A 16,264-nucleotide genomic window follows, 5' to 3' on the forward strand; every position below is an offset into this window, starting at 1 on the left:
TTCTTTTTCTTGAGTTTGACAGCAAAATAACATAAAATATTTATAACCAAATAGATACGAAAAATCAGGCACACTACAAGAAATAGCTAAGTGGTTGATTTTAAAGATATTGATTCAAGGAGGCTACATTCAATACTGAAGGGAGCGATTTTAGGCCAAGTTTCTGCTGAAAGTCAGTTTCTTCCTCAGAGGCTGCAGATCGTAGGAAATAGTTTTTGTCCTGTTGCTCCACTAAACTCACCTGCATTTTATCGAGAAGTTTCCGCAGTTTTCCTTCGGTCGTCTTGAACCCGGCTTTTTCCAGTTTTAGCAAGGTGAAGTTCAGTAAGGTATAGGACAGGTAACAAAGGCAGATATGACCTTCTATCCGCTTATCTGTCCAATGAAACATTGGACGGGTTTCCAGATGGGATTTAAATGTGCGGAAGGTATGTTCAATTTTGTAAAGGTGTTTATACTGCTCCAGCGTTTCACTTACCGAGAGACTCTTATTGTTAGTGGCAATAGCCAGAAAGCCGTCAAAACGTTCATCGCGTTTTATTTTTTCCTGGTCCAGCTGATAGGTTTGTGAACCTTGTTTTTTCAAATAGAAACGACCCGCCTTTTTACTGAGGAGTTCGGGGCGGGATAATAAAGTTTCGGCTGTCTGCAGCTTTTCTGCCCGGTCGTGGGCATCTTTTTTTGCCCTTTTAGCCGAATAGGTCCCAATAATCACCCTTCCCTGATATTCGATCGTTGCATAGCGAACCATAACAAGCTGATCTTCATGATCGCTATAGCTCCATTCTCCATGGTAGTTCTTCAAGTCCAGCAGGAAATCCTGGAGGGAACCGGGAAGCTTCTTTAACCTTTCGCCTACAATAAATTCATACCCGCTTTCGGTGGTAACATCAAGATTGTTTTTGGAAAGCATCCCCCGGTCTGCCACTACAATCACCTGATTGATCTGATAGTCTTTCTTCAGGTCTTTTACCGCTTTTTCAAACGTATGACCTTCGAACGTGTCGCCTTTGAATACCTGATACCCTATAGGCTGTTTATCCCGGTCAATCAGCAGGCAAAACAAGATCTGGGTAGTACCAATCTTACCATCTTTACTAAAGCCCTTTTGTCGTAAAGCCCCCTCTTGTTCTAGTTCACTTTCAAAATAAAGTGTGGTGACATCATAGAAAACAACATCCAGTTGCTGATTGAATAAATCCCGGCCCGTTTGATAGATCTGCTTTTGGATCGCTTTGTTATAATCGGCCAGCTTATCTAAAGAACGGTAAAGATGTTGCAGCTCTACTTTCTCAATGCCCAGGTATTCGTTTTGGTTGAAATAGGAGCTTCGTTTGCTGCAGGGATCCTGCAAGCGCTCAAGAATCATTAACAGCACAGCATTCTGCAGGTCAAAGCCAAGTTTATGCTTGCTGCCGATCTGCCCGAATAAACGGGGGAGTTTATAATGGGACAGGGCTTTGGAGAAAACCTGAAAGTAACCATAATTGAAACGGGCTTTTTCGCCCGTGGTAATTTCCAGAAGATCTTTCAGGTCGCCTCCGCCAAGTTCGTAAAGTTTTGAGCCGATACGTTTTAGCTCTTCTGGTGTATAGTCTTCCAGTTTACCAAGGGTATATAAAATACGATGACGGCTTATTCCGCTCTCATCGCGATAGCTTTCAACGATGCGTAAATATTTTCCTGACTTCTTGTTTTCTACCCTTAGAAAGGCCATGGGCCAAATCTAAAGTCCCTATAGGGAAAAAACAAAAAGTTGGCACACTACACTTTTTTGAAAAATCAATCCAAAAATGGGCCCTGCATACCTAAAAATGAGGTTTTAGAAAATAGTGCTGTCAAACTCAAGAGAAGGAATCAATGTTGAAGTTATCGATTTACGAACCGTTCGTCCTATTGATTACCCAACCCTAATTAATTCAGTTAAGAAAACCAATCGCATGGTAATTGTTGAAGAAGCATGGCCTTTAGCCTCTATCTCAACTGACATTGCTTTCAAAATCCAGAAAGATGCCTTTGACTATTTAGATGCTCCTATTTTACGTGTTGTAAGTGCAGATGTACCTCTTCCGTATGCTCCTACTTTAATTGCTGAGGCATTGCCTAACATAGCAAAAACCATTAAGGCAGTTAAAGACGTGCTATATATCAACAAATAAGCACCAATTTATCTTTTATCATAAAAAGCCTCCGGAGCAATTCGGGGGCTTTCTTTTTACATCCCTATTACCAGTTTGATTTTTACTGGCAAATTCTATCTTTACAATTAAACATCAAACTAAAAACATGAATCAAAAACTCCCTCAAAGAATAGCAAGCTTATGGCTGTTTTTTTTGGTGTACATCAGTGCATCCATTATTACAGCAGCTCCCATTATTGCGTTGTCTTTTATTTTTGACTTCGACAATATAGTTTTGTTGGCCCTTGCCTCTATTCCTGCTAACTTAATTGTTATTTTCTATTACACTCGGAACAGATTCTCAAGTGCCTTTTCAGGTGCATTTGCCTCAAACAGCATTAATTATTCGGCAGCTAATGTTGGCTTGATACTTTTAGTTACTCTTTGTTGCATTGTTTTACTGGATCCCGTACAAGCATTTCTACCTCTAAACGACTGGGGACGTGAAGAAACCAAAGAGCTGCTTAGTAAACCTCTATGGGGCTTTCTATTAGCCTGCATAGCTGCTCCTGTACTTGAAGAGATCATTTTCAGAGGTATAGTTTTAAAAGGATTATTGCAAAGTAACTCTCCTGTGAAAGCAATTGTTATATCAGCTTTATTATTCGGAATCATTCATTTTAATCCTCCTCAATCTATTCAGGCATTTTTACTAGCCCTACTTATAGGCTGGATTTATTACCGTACCGGCGATTTGAGTCTTTGTATTTTAGTGCACTTTATCAACAATGCTTTAAGTTTTTCATTGTTTCAAATTACATCGTTAAAAGACTTTGACACACTCTACAGCATACTTAATAATAATACCTTATACTTCAGCATCGAGCTTACAACCTTATTGTTATTTATTGGAGGATTAATTTCACTAAATAAGTTGTTCCGTTTGTCAAATAATTTGGCATCAAACCCAGTAACTGCACTATGACCGAAATTGAACTTATTAAAGGAGACATCACAAAATTGCAAGTTGATGCAATTGTAAACGCTGCCAACAGCTCACTGTTGGGAGGAGGTGGAGTTGATGGCGCCATACATCGTGCGGCCGGACCTCAATTACTGGAAGAATGCAGAACTTTGAACGGGTGCAAAACCGGACAGGCAAAAATCACATCCGGCTATAATCTTATTGCCAATTATGTTATTCATACGGTTGGCCCGATTTGGCAGGGAGGGAGCAAGAGTGAAATGGAACTGTTAGCTGAGTGTTATCGGAACTCCTTATTGCTGGCTATAAATAATAAACTTACAAGTATTGCATTTCCGAGCATCAGCACCGGAGTTTACGGCTTTCCCAAAGATAAAGCTGCAGAAATTGCAGTTTCAACGGTAAAAACATTCATAAAAGAAGAATCGAATTTGAACAAAATATTATTTGTTTGCTTTGATGACGAAAACTTTAACCTCTATCAACAACTATTGAAATAACGCTATTAGGAGCCCCTAAAGGCAAGATTTTCAAGCAAATTCATATAAAAAGGAAAGGAACCTTCATAAAGGCTCCTTTCTTATTATAAATTTCTTCTACCTACCTATTGTTTAGCAGAATTGGCATTTACAGAGTCGGCTAAAACCTGAACCACAGTATCACTATTGAGCACTACAATTTTACCGTGATTTGGATATTTCCACATTTCAACCATCACTAAATTGGTCTCCTTTTCAGGCTTACCAACCAGTTTAACAACTTCATCCTTTTTCATCCCTTGCTTTATGGATGAAAAGTCTTTTTTATCATCCGAATTTGCAGTACATGAAATCACTAGCAGAGCTAATGCTCCGAATACAAAAAGTCTATTCATAATTGTTGTGAACGCCTAGTTATCAAGTAAAGTTATTTGGCGCTTAATGCTCTCTTCCAATGAGATAAATGTCTCTGTACGTTGAATACCAGGAATAACCTGAATTTTTTCATTCAACACTTCGCGTAAATGAGCCGTATCACGACAAATGATTTTGGCAAACATACTCCACAAGCCTGTTGTATAGTGCAATTCAACAACTTCTTTCACACTTTCCAAAATTTTAACTGCTTCATGATACTGTGAGCCTTTCTCAAGATAAATACCCAAGAAAGCACACACATCAAAGCCGATACGCTGCGGATTAACAATTAAATTAGAGCCTGTAACAATGCCCATTTCCTGCAACTTTTTCATACGTACGTGTACGGTACCTCCTGAAATGATCAACTCTTTTGCAATGTCGGTATAGGGAATTGTGGCGTCATTCATCAACATTGACAAGATCTGTAAATCGAGTTTATCAACTTGTAAAATTTGGAGCTTCTTTTCAAACATAAATTTTTATTTTAATACCGATTCTAATTCTTATTTATAAATATAGTAAATTTTAAAGTTTTTTTATAAAATATTTGCAACAAATTAATGTTTACTCTATATTTGTATCAACAACAACGGCAAAGAAGTTTAAACCAAACTTAAGCCGAAGGTTCTTAAACATAATGTAGGGTGGTGAAATTGGCAGACACACCTCCTTGTCTCGGTGGCGGAGAGTCCGGAAAATCAAGCCTTGGCTTGGCTAACCGCTCCGTGAAGGTTCGACTCCTTCCCCTACAGCAAACTTCATAAGGTTTATTGATTGGTACTAAAACACCCTGTCTCCCCGACAGGGTTTTTGGTTTAATAAGCCTTATTGCAAATAATCTACTATTGTAGCAATTTTTATTTGATTTATGCAACAAAAATTATCATTTTCTTAAAAAAAGGCCTTAAAACTGCGCCTCTATTAACACTTCCTGAATAACTGATATAAAAAAATAACGTCGCACCATTAGACACGACGTTCTCATTATAAACTTATAGGCAATTATTTCAAATTATACTTATCAGAAAATTTACGCATTAATTGTTTTTGTTTGTTATTCAAATCAATTTGACGACCCTGTATAAATGCTTGCTCTATGTTACTGCTCTTCATATCAAGCAAATCACCATTAACCAATAACAAGTTAGCATCCTTTCCAACTTCAATACTTCCTGTTTTTTTATCAATACCCAAAATTTTTGCAGTATTAAGTGTTACTGAAGCCAACGCCTTTTCTTTTTCCACTCCATAAGCCACTGTGGTACCGGCCATAAATGGCAAATTACGCTGCTGCCAGAAACCATCCATACTTAATCCATAAAGAACACCTGCATCTTCCAATTGCTTTGCAAGTTTATAGGGTTGGTCAATATCGACATCCTCTCGACCTGGCAATGAATGTACACGTTCAATTAGTACCTGTACATTATTTTCTTTTAAGAAAGGAATAAGCATATATGCATCAGCCGCCCCAACAATCACCGGAGTAAAACCGAAGGAACGACTAAAACTGACTGCCGCCAGGATTTCCTTTGCTGAATTTGCATTAACGAACAGTTTTTTCGTACCGTTAAACAAACCTTTCATTGCTTCAAACTTCGGATTTCTTACACTTGAAGCATTCGATTCGGCATAAGCTTTGGCTTGTGTAAAGTACGCAACAAGTAATTGCAGGCCTTTCTCGCGTTGCTCTTTTTGCTGTTCTTCGGTCGGCCCATTTGGACGCCCTCCTGTTGAAGCCATTGAGGGCCAGTTTAAATGAATAGCATTGTCAGAAGCATAAGCTGCATCTTCCCAGTTCCACGCATCTAGTTGAACAACCGATGATGCTCCTGTAATCAGTCCGCCTTGAGGCACTACTTGCGCCAATAAAACCCCATTAGATCGGACTGTTGCCGGTACATCTGAATCAGTATTATATGAAATTAACGATCTGACATTGGGATTGATATAGCCAACTTCAGCTTCGTCAATAGTTGCTCTTACAGATTCAACTTCCACCAAACCCAGGGTTGTATTTGGAGCAATTAATCCAGGGTATACATGCTTGCCTTTAGCATCAATAATTGTAGCCTCATTTGTCACAGAAGCAGCGTTACCTACTGAAACAATCTTTCCATTTTCAAACACAACTGATGCATTATTGATAACCTCCCCATTGCCAATATGCACCGTTGCCCCAACAATGGCCACTGGTTTACTTTGGACAGGAGCCGGAGCCGGTGTTTGCGCATTTGCAACTAAGGATGCAAAACAACATATAATTGATAAATACTTTCTTTTCATGATAAAATCAGGTTTGATTTTAATTAATGCTTGTTTTCTTTATGCTCTAATTGATAGTGATAATTATATTCTCCGTCACCTTCTCCACCTCCTAAATGGAAATCTGAATCGCAGTGATATTCCAAGGCAAACTCCTGAATTGGCTTTTGAGTTTTAGCGCCTTTAGATTTCGCATCCAACATTTTTTGAATCAATCGAGCTCGCTCAGCTTTTACTTCTGTTTGCAACTGTTTATCTTTTTCTAAGTCGAAATAGACAATTCCGTCAACAAAAGTTTTTTCAGCTTTAGCATAAATAGAAAGCGGATGATCGGTCCATAATACTAAGTCTGCATCTTTTCCAGCTTTAATACTTCCTACTTTCCCATCAACATGAAGCATCTTAGCCGGATTTAGTGTAACAAACTTCAAAGCATCTTCTTCCGAAACATTGCCATATTTAATTGCTTTAGCTGCTTCCTGATTTAAACGACGGGCCATCTCTGCATCATCTGAATTGAAAGAGGTCAACAAGCCCATATTGTGCATAATAGCTCCATTATACGGAATAGCATCTCTGACTTCCATCTTATAAGCCCACCAATCAGAAAAGGTTGAACCCGCTGCACCATGTGCTTTCATCTTATCAGCCACTTTGTAGCCTTCCAAAATATGGGTAAAGGTATTTACCTTAAAGCCCATTGAATCGGCCACATGCATCAGCATGTTAATTTCTGACTGAACATATGAGTGACAAGTAATATGGCGTTTCTGATTCAGAATTTCTACTAAAGCATCTAATTCCAAGTCCTTCCTTGGCATTAATCCAGATTTGGCTTTATTCCATGAGGCCCATTTATTCTGATATTCCTTGGCACGCTGAAAAGCATCAGTCATCACCTGTTCAACACCCATACGGGTTTGTGGATAACGGGAACGTTGGTTCTCTCCCCAGTTAGCCTGTTTTACGTTTTCACCTAATGCAAACTTTATAAAGTTATCAGATCCTTCAAACTTCAATTCTTCTGCCGATTTACCCCAGCGGAGTTTAATCAATTGACTTTGACCACCAATTGGATTAGCTGATCCATGCAATAAATGAGAACTGGTAACCCCACCAGCCAACTGACGATAAATATTGATATCATCTGCATTTAATACATCACCTATCCGGACTTCAGAAGTTACGGCTTGAGTACCTTCATTTACTCCTCGTGAAATAGCAATGTGTGAATGTTCATCAATAATACCTGGCGTTAAATGCTTTCCCGTACCATCCACCTGCTTTACTCCTGCAACATTTAAGTTTTTCCCAATTTGAACAATCTTACCTCCGTCAATCAGCACATCAGTATTCTCCAGCTTACCCTCTTTTTCATTTGTCCAAACAGTGACATTCTTAATCAGTACTTTTTCAGCTTTTGGCTGTTCGGTATTTCCAAATGCCAATAACGGATAGGTTATTTTCCCAAGATTGAGATCAGGTTTCAGTTCATCTTTCTTTGCCGACTCTTTGCCGGCTTCTTTCCAGTCAGCTACCCAAACAACCGAATTGCCATTAGGTAAAACCGCAGTGCCTTTTAATTGCAATGGGGATTGTTGTGCAACATAACCTGTTAATGCAATATTCCCTTTAGCCGCATTTTTTAGGGAGAAATTAAGACTGAACATGTCATTCAACCTAGAAACTGATAATCTAGCTTTGACACTATCTAACTGAACAGTCCATTCATTGGCAAACTGATTTGAACCATTAGCAATTAGCTTTAATGTTGGCAGTGATGGTATTTTCAAATCGTATACACCTCGCAAATCAACTAAAGAAGCGTCATTAACAATTAACCGCTGCCCTTGAACCCAACTCTCCAGAATAAGGTTATCTTTTTTGAATAAGTCAGAAGTAGTGATCAGAAAATTAGCGTACATACCAACTTTAAGACTCCCCACTTTATCCGCAACGTTTAGCAACTGAGCAGGAGCTTCAGTTAAAGCTCTCAAGGCTTGCTTTTCGCTTAGTCCATATTGAATAGCCTGACGAATGTTTTCCCAAAAATCCTTCCCTTCGCCAGCAGTAATCGCAAATTTAACTCCGGCTTTTTCCAGCTGTGCCGGATTACCAGGCGCTAACTCCCAATGCTTCAATTGCGAAAGAGCAATTTGTTGTGCATCAAAAGGATCTTCAACATCAAATGCTTTTGGGAAGTTTACTGGAACAATCAGCGCTCCCTTGGCTTCCTTTACTTTGTCAATCCGCTTATACTCATCACCTGCCGACTTAAAAATATATTGCACCCCAAACTCGTCCCCAATTTTATCAGCTCGAAGAATATCCTGGTAATTGTCAACTTCAAAAATCTGAGTAAGGTCTTGCTGTTTATTCAATTCGTCCAATGAGATATTATACTCAACCTTGCCATTGTTGGCTTTATACCATCGGGCATCATAATATGTTTGACGCAGTAAGGCGATACTTCCCATTAAAGAACTAGGATAATCTTGAGTTGAAGTTCCTTTATTAAATGAATAGTTTGAAGAAGTTCGTTCACTTATAATTACTTCATTTTCTTTACCTGTCGCCAGATTCACAAATGTTGCTGTTCCCCGGATAATCCCATCACGATTTACAACATTGGCGGCTCCAAAACCAAGCTTGCGTAATTCGGCAGCCTTTTTTTCATCAACTTGGAAATTATTCTTAGCTGCATACTCAGGCACTATGGCTTCATTCCAGTTATAAGCACCCTTTTTATTGGATAAAAACTGTGGAGCAGACCTGAAATTACGTGAGTCGGCTTTTATTTCGGGCAAACCATAACCTGAATAAGCCTCAACCAATGCAGGGTAAATATATCGACCCTTTAAATCAGCAACTACAGCTCCTTTGGGTATCTGAACTGAAGCACCAACCGCTTCAATCTTTTTATCACGGATTATAAGGGTTGCATTCTGCAAAACAGTTTCGGAGTTTACAACAATGGTGGCATGGGTAAAAGCATACAACTCCGGCCGCTTGTCGTTAACACCATTTACCGGAAAGGTTTCCTGAGCCAAAGCCCCGGTAACACTCGCTATAAACAATGCAATGAGTAAACTTTTCTTCATAAAACAGTATTTTTTTTACCTAAAGTAATTAATAACCAAATATAATTTCGAAATTCAATCTGTCACTTTTTAGATACGAAGAAACTATAAGCGTTCATATTCGCTTACGCTATAACTCTATTGTTAGATCATTCTACACTTCTATCATTCCATAACCGTATATTTGGCTGAAAAAATCCAACATTTATGTATAACGGACTATTACATCTTCACTCATTTATGCGCTGGATAGCGCTTATATTACTTGTTATCGCGGTAGTTAAGGCTGTTAGCGCTTGGAATAACAGTAGCAAACCATACACCGAAGGCAATCGTAAACTAAATTTATTTACTTTGATCTCGGTTCACCTTCAATTAGTAATCGGTATTGTTTTATACTTTGTAAGTGAAAAAGTTGAGTTCGGAGCCGATACCATGAAAAATCCGATTATTCGTTATTTCACGGTTGAGCACGTTTTAATGATGATTATTGCCATTGCTTTAATCACCATTGGTTACTCCAAAGCAAAGCGTATTGAACTTGGTTTTGAAAAGCATAAAAAAATTGCAGTGTTTTACGGCTTAGGATTATTGTTGATTTTAGTGAGCTTGGCTGCTGCTCCTTACAACATTATCACCAAGTTATTTTAAATTTTATTTGGAATCGTCAACTTCGTTTTTCATTTTTGGCCACATGAACAAAATCAACTCAAATAAGTTTGCCTGGTGGCGTTGCAATAATTAATTGCGACAAGGCTTACTATTGAGTTAACGATATAACCATTTAAAAAGGATTTTATTAAGCTTGTCGCACTGCGGCAAGCTTTTTTTATGCTCTATCCGCAAATACCCGAACATAGCTTTAAAAGTTAAACTATTGAAAAAGAGCAATGAAAACATTCAAATCAGACACAACCTTTAAAAAACTACTGGCTGATACGGCTACACCAGTTAGCATTTACCTGCGCCTACGTGACGAGTTTCCTAACAGCTTATTACTCGAGAGTTCCGATTACCATACACGCGAGAACAGTATGTCGTTTATTTGTTGTAATCCGGTGTCAGAAGTAAAAATTGAGAACGGAATCTATTCGGAGACCTATCCAGATGGTAGTTCAAGAAAATTTACTTCTGCTAATGAAAACATTGTTGAACGTATAACACAGTTTTGTAACTGCTTTGAATACGAACAAAGCCAGTTCAATTTTATTACCAATGGTTTATTTGGCTACTTCAATTACGATGCAGTTGAATATTTTGAGGACATAAAACTAAAAAACACTCACGCTCACGAAAAGCAAACTCCCGACTTGCTGTACCATGTTTATCAAACGGTTATTGCCATTAACCATTTCAAAAATGAGTTATACATTTTTAACCATCGTTTTAAAGAACTAGAAACAAATATCAGCATCGATCGGATTGAATATTTAATTCGCCACAAGGATTTCCCTCAATATAAATTCAGCTCGAAGAATAATGAAACATCCAACTTCAGCGATGAAGAGTTTTTGGAAGTTCTGGAAAAAGCACAAAAGAACATATTTAGGGGTGATGTGTTTCAGATCGTTATTTCGCGCTGTTTTTCGCAACAATTTCAGGGTGATGAATTTAATGTGTATAGGGCTTTGCGCTCCATTAACCCTTCGCCATATTTATTTTACTTTGACTACGGCAATTTCAAGCTATTCGGATCTTCTCCTGAAATACAGCTTGGCATTAAAAAAGGGAAAGCCACAATTCACCCTATTGCCGGCACTTTCCGTCGCACAGGAAACGACACTGCAGATGCAGAACTGGCAGAGGAGCTAAAAAAAGACCCAAAGGAAAATGCAGAACATGTGATGCTGGTAGATTTAGCCCGCAATGATTTAAGTCGCCACTGCGACCATGTCAAGGTTGACAAGTTCTGTGAAATTCAATATTACTCGCATGTAATTCACATGGTATCAGAAGTTACCGGCAAATTAAAAGATGGAACTCCAGGATTAAAAGTTGTTGCCGATACTTTTCCTGCAGGAACATTATCGGGCGCTCCGAAATACAGGGCCATGCAACTAATTGATGAGTATGAAAAAGGCCGCAGAGGTTTTTATAGTGGCGCAATTGGGTTTTTAGGCTTTAACGGCGACTTCAACCATGCAATTATGATCCGTACATTTTTAAGCAAGAATAATACATTGAATTATCAAGCCGGGGCCGGCTTAGTTGCTGATTCCATTTTGGTTAACGAACGCCAGGAAGTAAACAATAAACTGGCTGCATTGAAAAAAGCCATTGAACTTGCAGAAGAAATCTAATAATGGCTCTTTAAATCTGTTAAACTTTTAAATCAAAGTAAATCACTGTATGAAAATCCTTATTCTAGATAATTACGATTCGTTTACTTACAACCTTGTGCATTTGGTTGAAGAAATTGGCGGGGTGCAGGTTGAGGTTTATAGGAATGATAAAATTTCTTTGGAAGACGTTGATAACTACGACAAAATCATCCTTTCTCCAGGACCGGGTTTACCGGAAGAAGCTGGCATTATGCCCCAATTAATCAAAACTTATGCAGGCAAAAAGCCAATTTTAGGGGTTTGCTTAGGCCATCAAGCCATTGGGGAAGCTTTTGGCGCCAAGCTCTTTAACCTTTCAAGAGTACTGCATGGTATTGCATCACCTATAACTATTGTTGACACTGATGAGGTTATATTTAAAAATGTGCCGCAAGGAGTAAACATCGGCCATTACCACTCATGGGCAGTTGACAATGAGAACCTTCCTCAAGATTTAGTTGTGACTGCAGTTTCTGATGATGGGACAATTATGGCCATGCGTCATCGTCATTTTGACATCCGCGGGGTACAATTCCACCCAGAATCTGTGTTAACAGAACATGGCAGAACAATGTTGGAAAACTGGATAAGAAAGTAATTTGAATAAACATGACCATTTTAGATAAAATAGTTGCCCGTAAGCGGGAAGAAATACTTGAGAACAAAGCAAAAAATCCTGTTAAACAACTTGAGCAAAGTGAGTTTTTTGAACGTAGCTGCTACTCGATGAAAGACGCATTAACCAATCCTGAAAAGATTGGGTTAATAGCTGAATTTAAACGCAAATCCCCATCAAAAGGTATTTTAAATGCAGAGGCAGATGTAACTGAAACAACTAAAAGCTATGTTAATTCTGGCGCATCAGTCCTTTCAGTTTTAACCGACGTTGATTTTTTCAACGGTTCAAACGAAAATCTGATTAAAGCCCGTAGAGTTAATGAAGTTCCCATTCTCAGAAAAGATTTCATCGTTGATGAATATCAGATTTTGGAAGCAAAAGCGATTGGATCCGATGTGATTCTATTGATTGCAGCTTGTCTACAACCTGAAGAGCTCAAATCGTTGGGTGCATTTGCTCAAAGCTTAGGCATGAGCGTATTATTGGAAGTACATGATAAAAACGAGTTATTGTGCAGTATTAGCCCATATATTGATGCCATTGGCGTAAACAACCGTAACCTGGCTACTTTTAACGTAGACATCCAAACCTCTTTTGAACTAGCAGAGCTAATTCCAAATGAGTTTTTAAAGGTATCAGAAAGTGCTCTGTCATCTCCTCAAACCATCATTGACTTAAAGAATGTTGGTTATAATGGATTTTTAATTGGAGAAACATTTATGAAAACAGGGAATCCAGGGGAGACCTGCAGAAACTTTGTAGAAGCGGTAAAAGCATTAAGATAGATAATAGTTGACGATCCTAAATACTGTGGCCTCAATCATTTGGCTTATAGAAGGTAAGCCGCACTGCTTCATTCTGCTAACTATATATCATGAACCATCAACTATAAATTTTCCGTAAATTTGCACCCTTGAATTTGATTGATGGGAAATTATAGCACTGCAAAGAAAATAGAACGAGCGGTTTTGGTGGGAGTTGTTACTCCTGATGAAACCGAAGAGCAGGAAAGAGAATATCTTGACGAATTAGCGTTTTTAGCCGAAACTGCCGGTGCACAAACGATTAAGTCATTTATGCAAAAATTACAACGCCCCGACACCAAAACATTTGTGGGCAGTGGTAAGTTGCAGGAAATTGTAGAGTACGTACAAGCCGAAGAGGCTGACATAGTCATCTTTGACGATGAATTATCGCCTTCGCAACTACGTAACCTTGGCCGCGAGTTTAAGGATGTAAAAATCCTGGACCGTAGCAATATGATTTTAGACATTTTTGCCAATCGAGCACAAACGGCACAGGCAAAAACACAGGTAGAACTTGCTCAATATCAATACCTATTACCCCGTTTGACTCGTATGTGGACCCACTTGGAGCGTCAACGTGGAGGTATTGGTATGCGCGGACCAGGTGAATCACAGATTGAAACTGACCGCCGGATCATTCTCGATAAAATTTCATTGCTAAAAGAAAAACTTGAGAAAATTGACAAACAAAATGCTCAACAACGTAAAAACCGTGGCGAATTAGTGCGGGTTGCTTTAGTGGGGTATACCAACGTAGGCAAATCAACGCTGATGAATCTCATGAGTAAATCAGAAGTTTTTGCTGAAAACAAACTATTTGCTACGCTCGACACTACGGTGCGAAAAATGGTGATTCAGAACCTGCCGTTTTTGCTTTCAGATACGGTTGGATTTATTCGTAAACTTCCGCACCATTTAGTTGAGTGTTTTAAATCAACTTTGGCAGAAGTACGTGAGGCTGATATTCTGATTCATGTGGTGGATATTTCTCACCCTAATTTTGAAGATCACATTATCACTGTTAATGAAACCTTAAAAGAACTTGGCGCTCGCGACAAGGACATGATAACGGTATTCAACAAAATTGATGCTTATAAAGGAGAAGGTGACACGACTTTGTCTCTGGAAGAATTTAAAAGCACCTGGATGGCCAAACACAATTCGCCCGCCATCTTTATTTCAGCGCAAGAGCGAACCAACATTGACAGTTTGCGTAAAGAAATTTACGAACGTGCTAAGGCCATTCATTTAAGCCGTTACCCTTATGATGGCTTGCTATATAACATGGATTATGTAGAAGATCAAGACAACGAAGTTGAGTAGCTAAATCTTATTTGAATATTGACAAATCCCCCATCAAATCCCTTCCTCTAAAGAGATTTGCCGGGGGATTCATCTTTTTCAATTATCTTTTATACAAAACAAACACTGTAGGGCGTTTATGTAAATCTGGCTTTTCGACTTTCCATTGGGCAACGGTTTTAGTTTTTAAAAACTCCGTATCGAGTGTTAAATCGCAAGCAATGCATAGCTCTGTATTAGGCTGACAGCTTTTAAAAATATCATCAAGCAATTGGTTATTGCGAAATGGGGTTTCAATAAACAGCTGCGTTTGTTTAAGTCGCTGCGAGAGACTTTCAAGTTCCTTCAGTTTTCTTAAACGCTCCCCTTTATCAATAGGCAAGTACCCTTGGAATGCAAATCCTTGCCCATTAAATCCTGAACCCATTAAAGCTAATAAAAGCGAACTTGGCCCCACAAAAGGCACTACTTTAATCCCTTTTTGATGTGCCAAAGCCACAATATCGCTACCCGGATCAGCTATAGCAGGACAACCCGCTTCCGACAATAATCCAACATCCTTTCCCTGCTCTAAGGCTTTCAAAAACCGACTCTGATCTCCATCTCTTGAGTGCTTTCCATAGTCGTGCATAATCAACTCACTTTGTGGCTTATTGATTCCAACTTCTTTTAAAAATTTACGTGCCGACTTTTCATTTTCAACAATAAACTCATCCAATCGATTAATTGTGTCCTTTAAAGCGGGAACAATCGACCGTTCTATCACATTTTCACCTAATGAACAAGGAAGCAGGAACAAAGTACCTTTCTGCATAATTGATTAACTACTTAATTTTTAGTAAATTTTAGTAATTGAAGTTTGATCGTTCAATTTGAGTTTGCGCAAAAATAATCAATGTTTTCGCCCTAATTCAATTAAACACAGCCTTAAAATTTGTGTTTTTTTATTGGAGCATATTCAGTTTAAGATCAAAGTTTATGAAAACGTTAAATGACAATTGGTTTGCAGAAGGCAGAATTGATTTTGAGTTGAAGAAATACACCTTACTCTCCTATTTGCAGGAAATAAATAGCCACTTCAGAAACAATAAGCTATATCCTCCTTTTTCTGATCTTATTTACCATTATCGTAAACTTGTGGAGTTCAAAGAAAGTAAGAATGCGATCAGCAAATTATTTCCTGAACGACTCAAGGATTTCAATTGGGAAGAATTAAAGGTTACCTATGAAAAAATCATTAATGATGATAAATTGATGCAAGAGATAGAAGCCATTATCTCCTATTCATTATACAAAATGAACGATACATTATCAGAAGGAAAAGAAATTTATGAATTTGTAGAACGGCAGATAAACATTGAGCCGGTAGGTTTAGTGCCAATTCATAACGACCAAGGCTATTTATTTATTTGTGATGGCAACTACAGTGAAATTAAAGTATATGAATATAGGATTACCCTAATTGAAAATGCACAAGAACGTCTGAGAGGCATTAATACCACCTACCTGGTTTCGTATGCTAAAACATTTTTCAACACACTTGAAAACATAAAAGTTGATTTGATTAAAAACAGAACCTGGTTACCAATTCCGGCGGTTTATGCGGTTGAAACCGAATTGAATTTCCCTGTGGAAGAGACGCTGTTGCCAATAGCCAAAAGAAGCTTGGTAAAGTACATCAGTACTGCAGCCTAAAATCATTTCACACAAAAAAAACGCCCAACTTAAAATCAAGTTGGACGCTCCTTTCTTCATAGACTGTACTACATTATTTTGTATTACAATAATGGTGTAATGTTAGAAAAATTTTTCCTTATTATAAAAATACTATGCTTGCATTTTATTTACAAAAAAACTAACCATCTGA

Annotated in this window: 14 protein-coding genes, 1 tRNA gene and 1 pseudogene; 10 read left to right on the forward strand and 6 right to left on the reverse strand. The window is 38.3% G+C overall.

The genetic code is table 11. From position 1 onward, the window contains the following. Positions 1 to 100: 100 nt before the first annotated feature. Positions 101 to 1,717: an IS1634 family transposase gene (locus L2B55_RS18330; RefSeq protein ID WP_237847296.1), complete on the reverse strand. Its 1,617-nt coding sequence runs from the start codon at positions 1,715 to 1,717 to the stop codon at positions 101 to 103. A gap of 127 nt (positions 1,718 to 1,844) precedes the next feature. Between L2B55_RS18330 and L2B55_RS18335 the strand changes: the two are divergent. From L2B55_RS18335 to L2B55_RS18345, 3 genes and pseudogenes are all read left to right on the forward strand, one after another. Beyond that, positions 1,845 to 2,159: pseudogene (locus L2B55_RS18335) on the forward strand (transketolase C-terminal domain-containing protein); the annotation flags it as partial. 127 nt (positions 2,160 to 2,286) lie between these two features. Then, complete coding sequence (locus L2B55_RS18340; protein ID WP_237847827.1) at positions 2,287 to 3,105, forward strand: CPBP family intramembrane glutamic endopeptidase; 819 nt, start codon at positions 2,287 to 2,289, stop codon at positions 3,103 to 3,105. After that, positions 3,102 to 3,605 (forward strand): O-acetyl-ADP-ribose deacetylase, encoded by a 504-nt coding sequence (locus L2B55_RS18345; RefSeq protein WP_237847829.1) that lies wholly within the window; start codon positions 3,102 to 3,104, stop codon positions 3,603 to 3,605. The genes L2B55_RS18340 and L2B55_RS18345 overlap by 4 nt, the downstream gene beginning before the upstream one ends. A gap of 104 nt (positions 3,606 to 3,709) precedes the next feature. Here the strand turns inward: L2B55_RS18345 and L2B55_RS18350 are convergent, their stop codons facing one another. Next, entirely contained in the window at positions 3,710 to 3,979 is a 270-nt protein-coding gene (locus L2B55_RS18350) for a hypothetical protein (protein WP_237847830.1), read from the reverse strand. 15 nt (positions 3,980 to 3,994) lie between these two features. After that, positions 3,995 to 4,477 (reverse strand): Lrp/AsnC ligand binding domain-containing protein, encoded by a 483-nt coding sequence (locus L2B55_RS18355; protein ID WP_237847833.1) that lies wholly within the window; start codon positions 4,475 to 4,477, stop codon positions 3,995 to 3,997. 165 nt (positions 4,478 to 4,642) lie between these two features. Here L2B55_RS18355 and L2B55_RS18360 point away from each other — a divergent pair. Then, positions 4,643 to 4,756, forward strand: a tRNA-Asp gene (locus L2B55_RS18360). Between the two features lie 250 nt (positions 4,757 to 5,006). Here L2B55_RS18360 and L2B55_RS18365 read toward each other — a convergent pair. Both L2B55_RS18365 and L2B55_RS18370 read right to left on the reverse strand, forming a co-directional pair. After that, positions 5,007 to 6,290 carry an amidohydrolase family protein gene (locus L2B55_RS18365; RefSeq protein WP_237847835.1) on the reverse strand — a complete coding sequence of 428 codons (1,284 nt, stop codon included), beginning with the start codon at positions 6,288 to 6,290 and terminating at the stop codon, positions 5,007 to 5,009. A 23-nt stretch (positions 6,291 to 6,313) separates the two neighbouring features. Beyond that, the gene (locus L2B55_RS18370; protein WP_237847837.1) at positions 6,314 to 9,370 is read right to left on the reverse strand and encodes an amidohydrolase family protein; all 3,057 of its coding nucleotides are present in this window, start codon (positions 9,368 to 9,370) and stop codon (positions 6,314 to 6,316) included. A 186-nt stretch (positions 9,371 to 9,556) separates the two neighbouring features. Between L2B55_RS18370 and L2B55_RS18375 the strand changes: the two genes are divergently transcribed. The 5 genes from L2B55_RS18375 to hflX all read left to right on the forward strand — a co-directional run bounded on the left by L2B55_RS18375 (position 9,557) and on the right by hflX (position 14,418). Continuing rightward, positions 9,557 to 10,000 carry a cytochrome B gene (locus tag L2B55_RS18375; RefSeq protein ID WP_237847840.1) on the forward strand — a complete coding sequence of 148 codons (444 nt, stop codon included), beginning with the start codon at positions 9,557 to 9,559 and terminating at the stop codon, positions 9,998 to 10,000. A gap of 239 nt (positions 10,001 to 10,239) precedes the next feature. Then, on the forward strand, positions 10,240 to 11,649 hold the full coding sequence (locus L2B55_RS18380) for an anthranilate synthase component I family protein (RefSeq protein WP_237847842.1): 1,410 nt from the start codon (positions 10,240 to 10,242) through the stop codon (positions 11,647 to 11,649). Between the two features lie 49 nt (positions 11,650 to 11,698). Next, positions 11,699 to 12,268: an anthranilate synthase component II gene (locus L2B55_RS18385; RefSeq protein ID WP_237847845.1), complete on the forward strand. Its 570-nt coding sequence runs from the start codon at positions 11,699 to 11,701 to the stop codon at positions 12,266 to 12,268. A gap of 11 nt (positions 12,269 to 12,279) precedes the next feature. After that, positions 12,280 to 13,074 carry an indole-3-glycerol phosphate synthase TrpC gene (gene trpC / locus L2B55_RS18390; protein ID WP_237847847.1) on the forward strand — a complete coding sequence of 265 codons (795 nt, stop codon included), beginning with the start codon at positions 12,280 to 12,282 and terminating at the stop codon, positions 13,072 to 13,074. A gap of 141 nt (positions 13,075 to 13,215) precedes the next feature. Then, the gene (hflX, locus tag L2B55_RS18395; RefSeq protein WP_237847849.1) at positions 13,216 to 14,418 is read left to right on the forward strand and encodes a GTPase HflX; all 1,203 of its coding nucleotides are present in this window, start codon (positions 13,216 to 13,218) and stop codon (positions 14,416 to 14,418) included. An 82-nt stretch (positions 14,419 to 14,500) separates the two neighbouring features. Here hflX and L2B55_RS18400 read toward each other — a convergent pair whose 3' ends face one another. After that, entirely contained in the window at positions 14,501 to 15,211 is a 711-nt protein-coding gene (locus L2B55_RS18400; protein ID WP_237847851.1) for an SAM-dependent methyltransferase, read from the reverse strand. Positions 15,212 to 15,375: 164 nt separating this feature from the next. On the opposite strand from L2B55_RS18400, the gene L2B55_RS18405 reads away from it, so the two are divergent. Continuing rightward, the gene (locus L2B55_RS18405; RefSeq protein WP_237847853.1) at positions 15,376 to 16,092 is read left to right on the forward strand and encodes a hypothetical protein; all 717 of its coding nucleotides are present in this window, start codon (positions 15,376 to 15,378) and stop codon (positions 16,090 to 16,092) included. The last annotated feature ends 172 nt before the right edge of the window (positions 16,093 to 16,264 follow it).

The organism is Solitalea lacus, from assembly GCF_022014595.1.
Lineage (GTDB): Bacteria > Bacteroidota > Bacteroidia > Sphingobacteriales > Sphingobacteriaceae > Solitalea > Solitalea lacus.

Excerpts from the sequence above, each read along its gene's own strand:
- L2B55_RS18400 (WP_237847851.1), bottom strand. The coding sequence starts at position 15,211 with ATGCAGAAAGGTACTTTGTTCCTGCTTCCTTGTTCATTAGGTGAAAAT.
- L2B55_RS18330 (WP_237847296.1), bottom strand. The coding sequence starts at position 1,717 with ATGGCCTTTCTAAGGGTAGAAAACAAGAAGTCAGGAAAATATTTACGC.
- L2B55_RS18385 (WP_237847845.1), top strand. The coding sequence starts at position 11,699 with ATGAAAATCCTTATTCTAGATAATTACGATTCGTTTACTTACAACCTT.
- L2B55_RS18380 (WP_237847842.1), top strand. The coding sequence starts at position 10,240 with ATGAAAACATTCAAATCAGACACAACCTTTAAAAAACTACTGGCTGAT.
- L2B55_RS18370 (WP_237847837.1), bottom strand. The coding sequence starts at position 9,370 with ATGAAGAAAAGTTTACTCATTGCATTGTTTATAGCGAGTGTTACCGGG.
- L2B55_RS18375 (WP_237847840.1), top strand. The coding sequence starts at position 9,557 with ATGTATAACGGACTATTACATCTTCACTCATTTATGCGCTGGATAGCG.
- L2B55_RS18365 (WP_237847835.1), bottom strand. The coding sequence starts at position 6,290 with ATGAAAAGAAAGTATTTATCAATTATATGTTGTTTTGCATCCTTAGTT.
- L2B55_RS18355 (WP_237847833.1), bottom strand. The coding sequence starts at position 4,477 with ATGTTTGAAAAGAAGCTCCAAATTTTACAAGTTGATAAACTCGATTTA.
- L2B55_RS18405 (WP_237847853.1), top strand. The coding sequence starts at position 15,376 with ATGAAAACGTTAAATGACAATTGGTTTGCAGAAGGCAGAATTGATTTT.
- L2B55_RS18345 (WP_237847829.1), top strand. The coding sequence starts at position 3,102 with ATGACCGAAATTGAACTTATTAAAGGAGACATCACAAAATTGCAAGTT.
- hflX (WP_237847849.1), top strand. The coding sequence starts at position 13,216 with ATGGGAAATTATAGCACTGCAAAGAAAATAGAACGAGCGGTTTTGGTG.
- trpC (WP_237847847.1), top strand. The coding sequence starts at position 12,280 with ATGACCATTTTAGATAAAATAGTTGCCCGTAAGCGGGAAGAAATACTT.
- L2B55_RS18340 (WP_237847827.1), top strand. The coding sequence starts at position 2,287 with ATGAATCAAAAACTCCCTCAAAGAATAGCAAGCTTATGGCTGTTTTTT.
- L2B55_RS18350 (WP_237847830.1), bottom strand. The coding sequence starts at position 3,979 with ATGAATAGACTTTTTGTATTCGGAGCATTAGCTCTGCTAGTGATTTCA.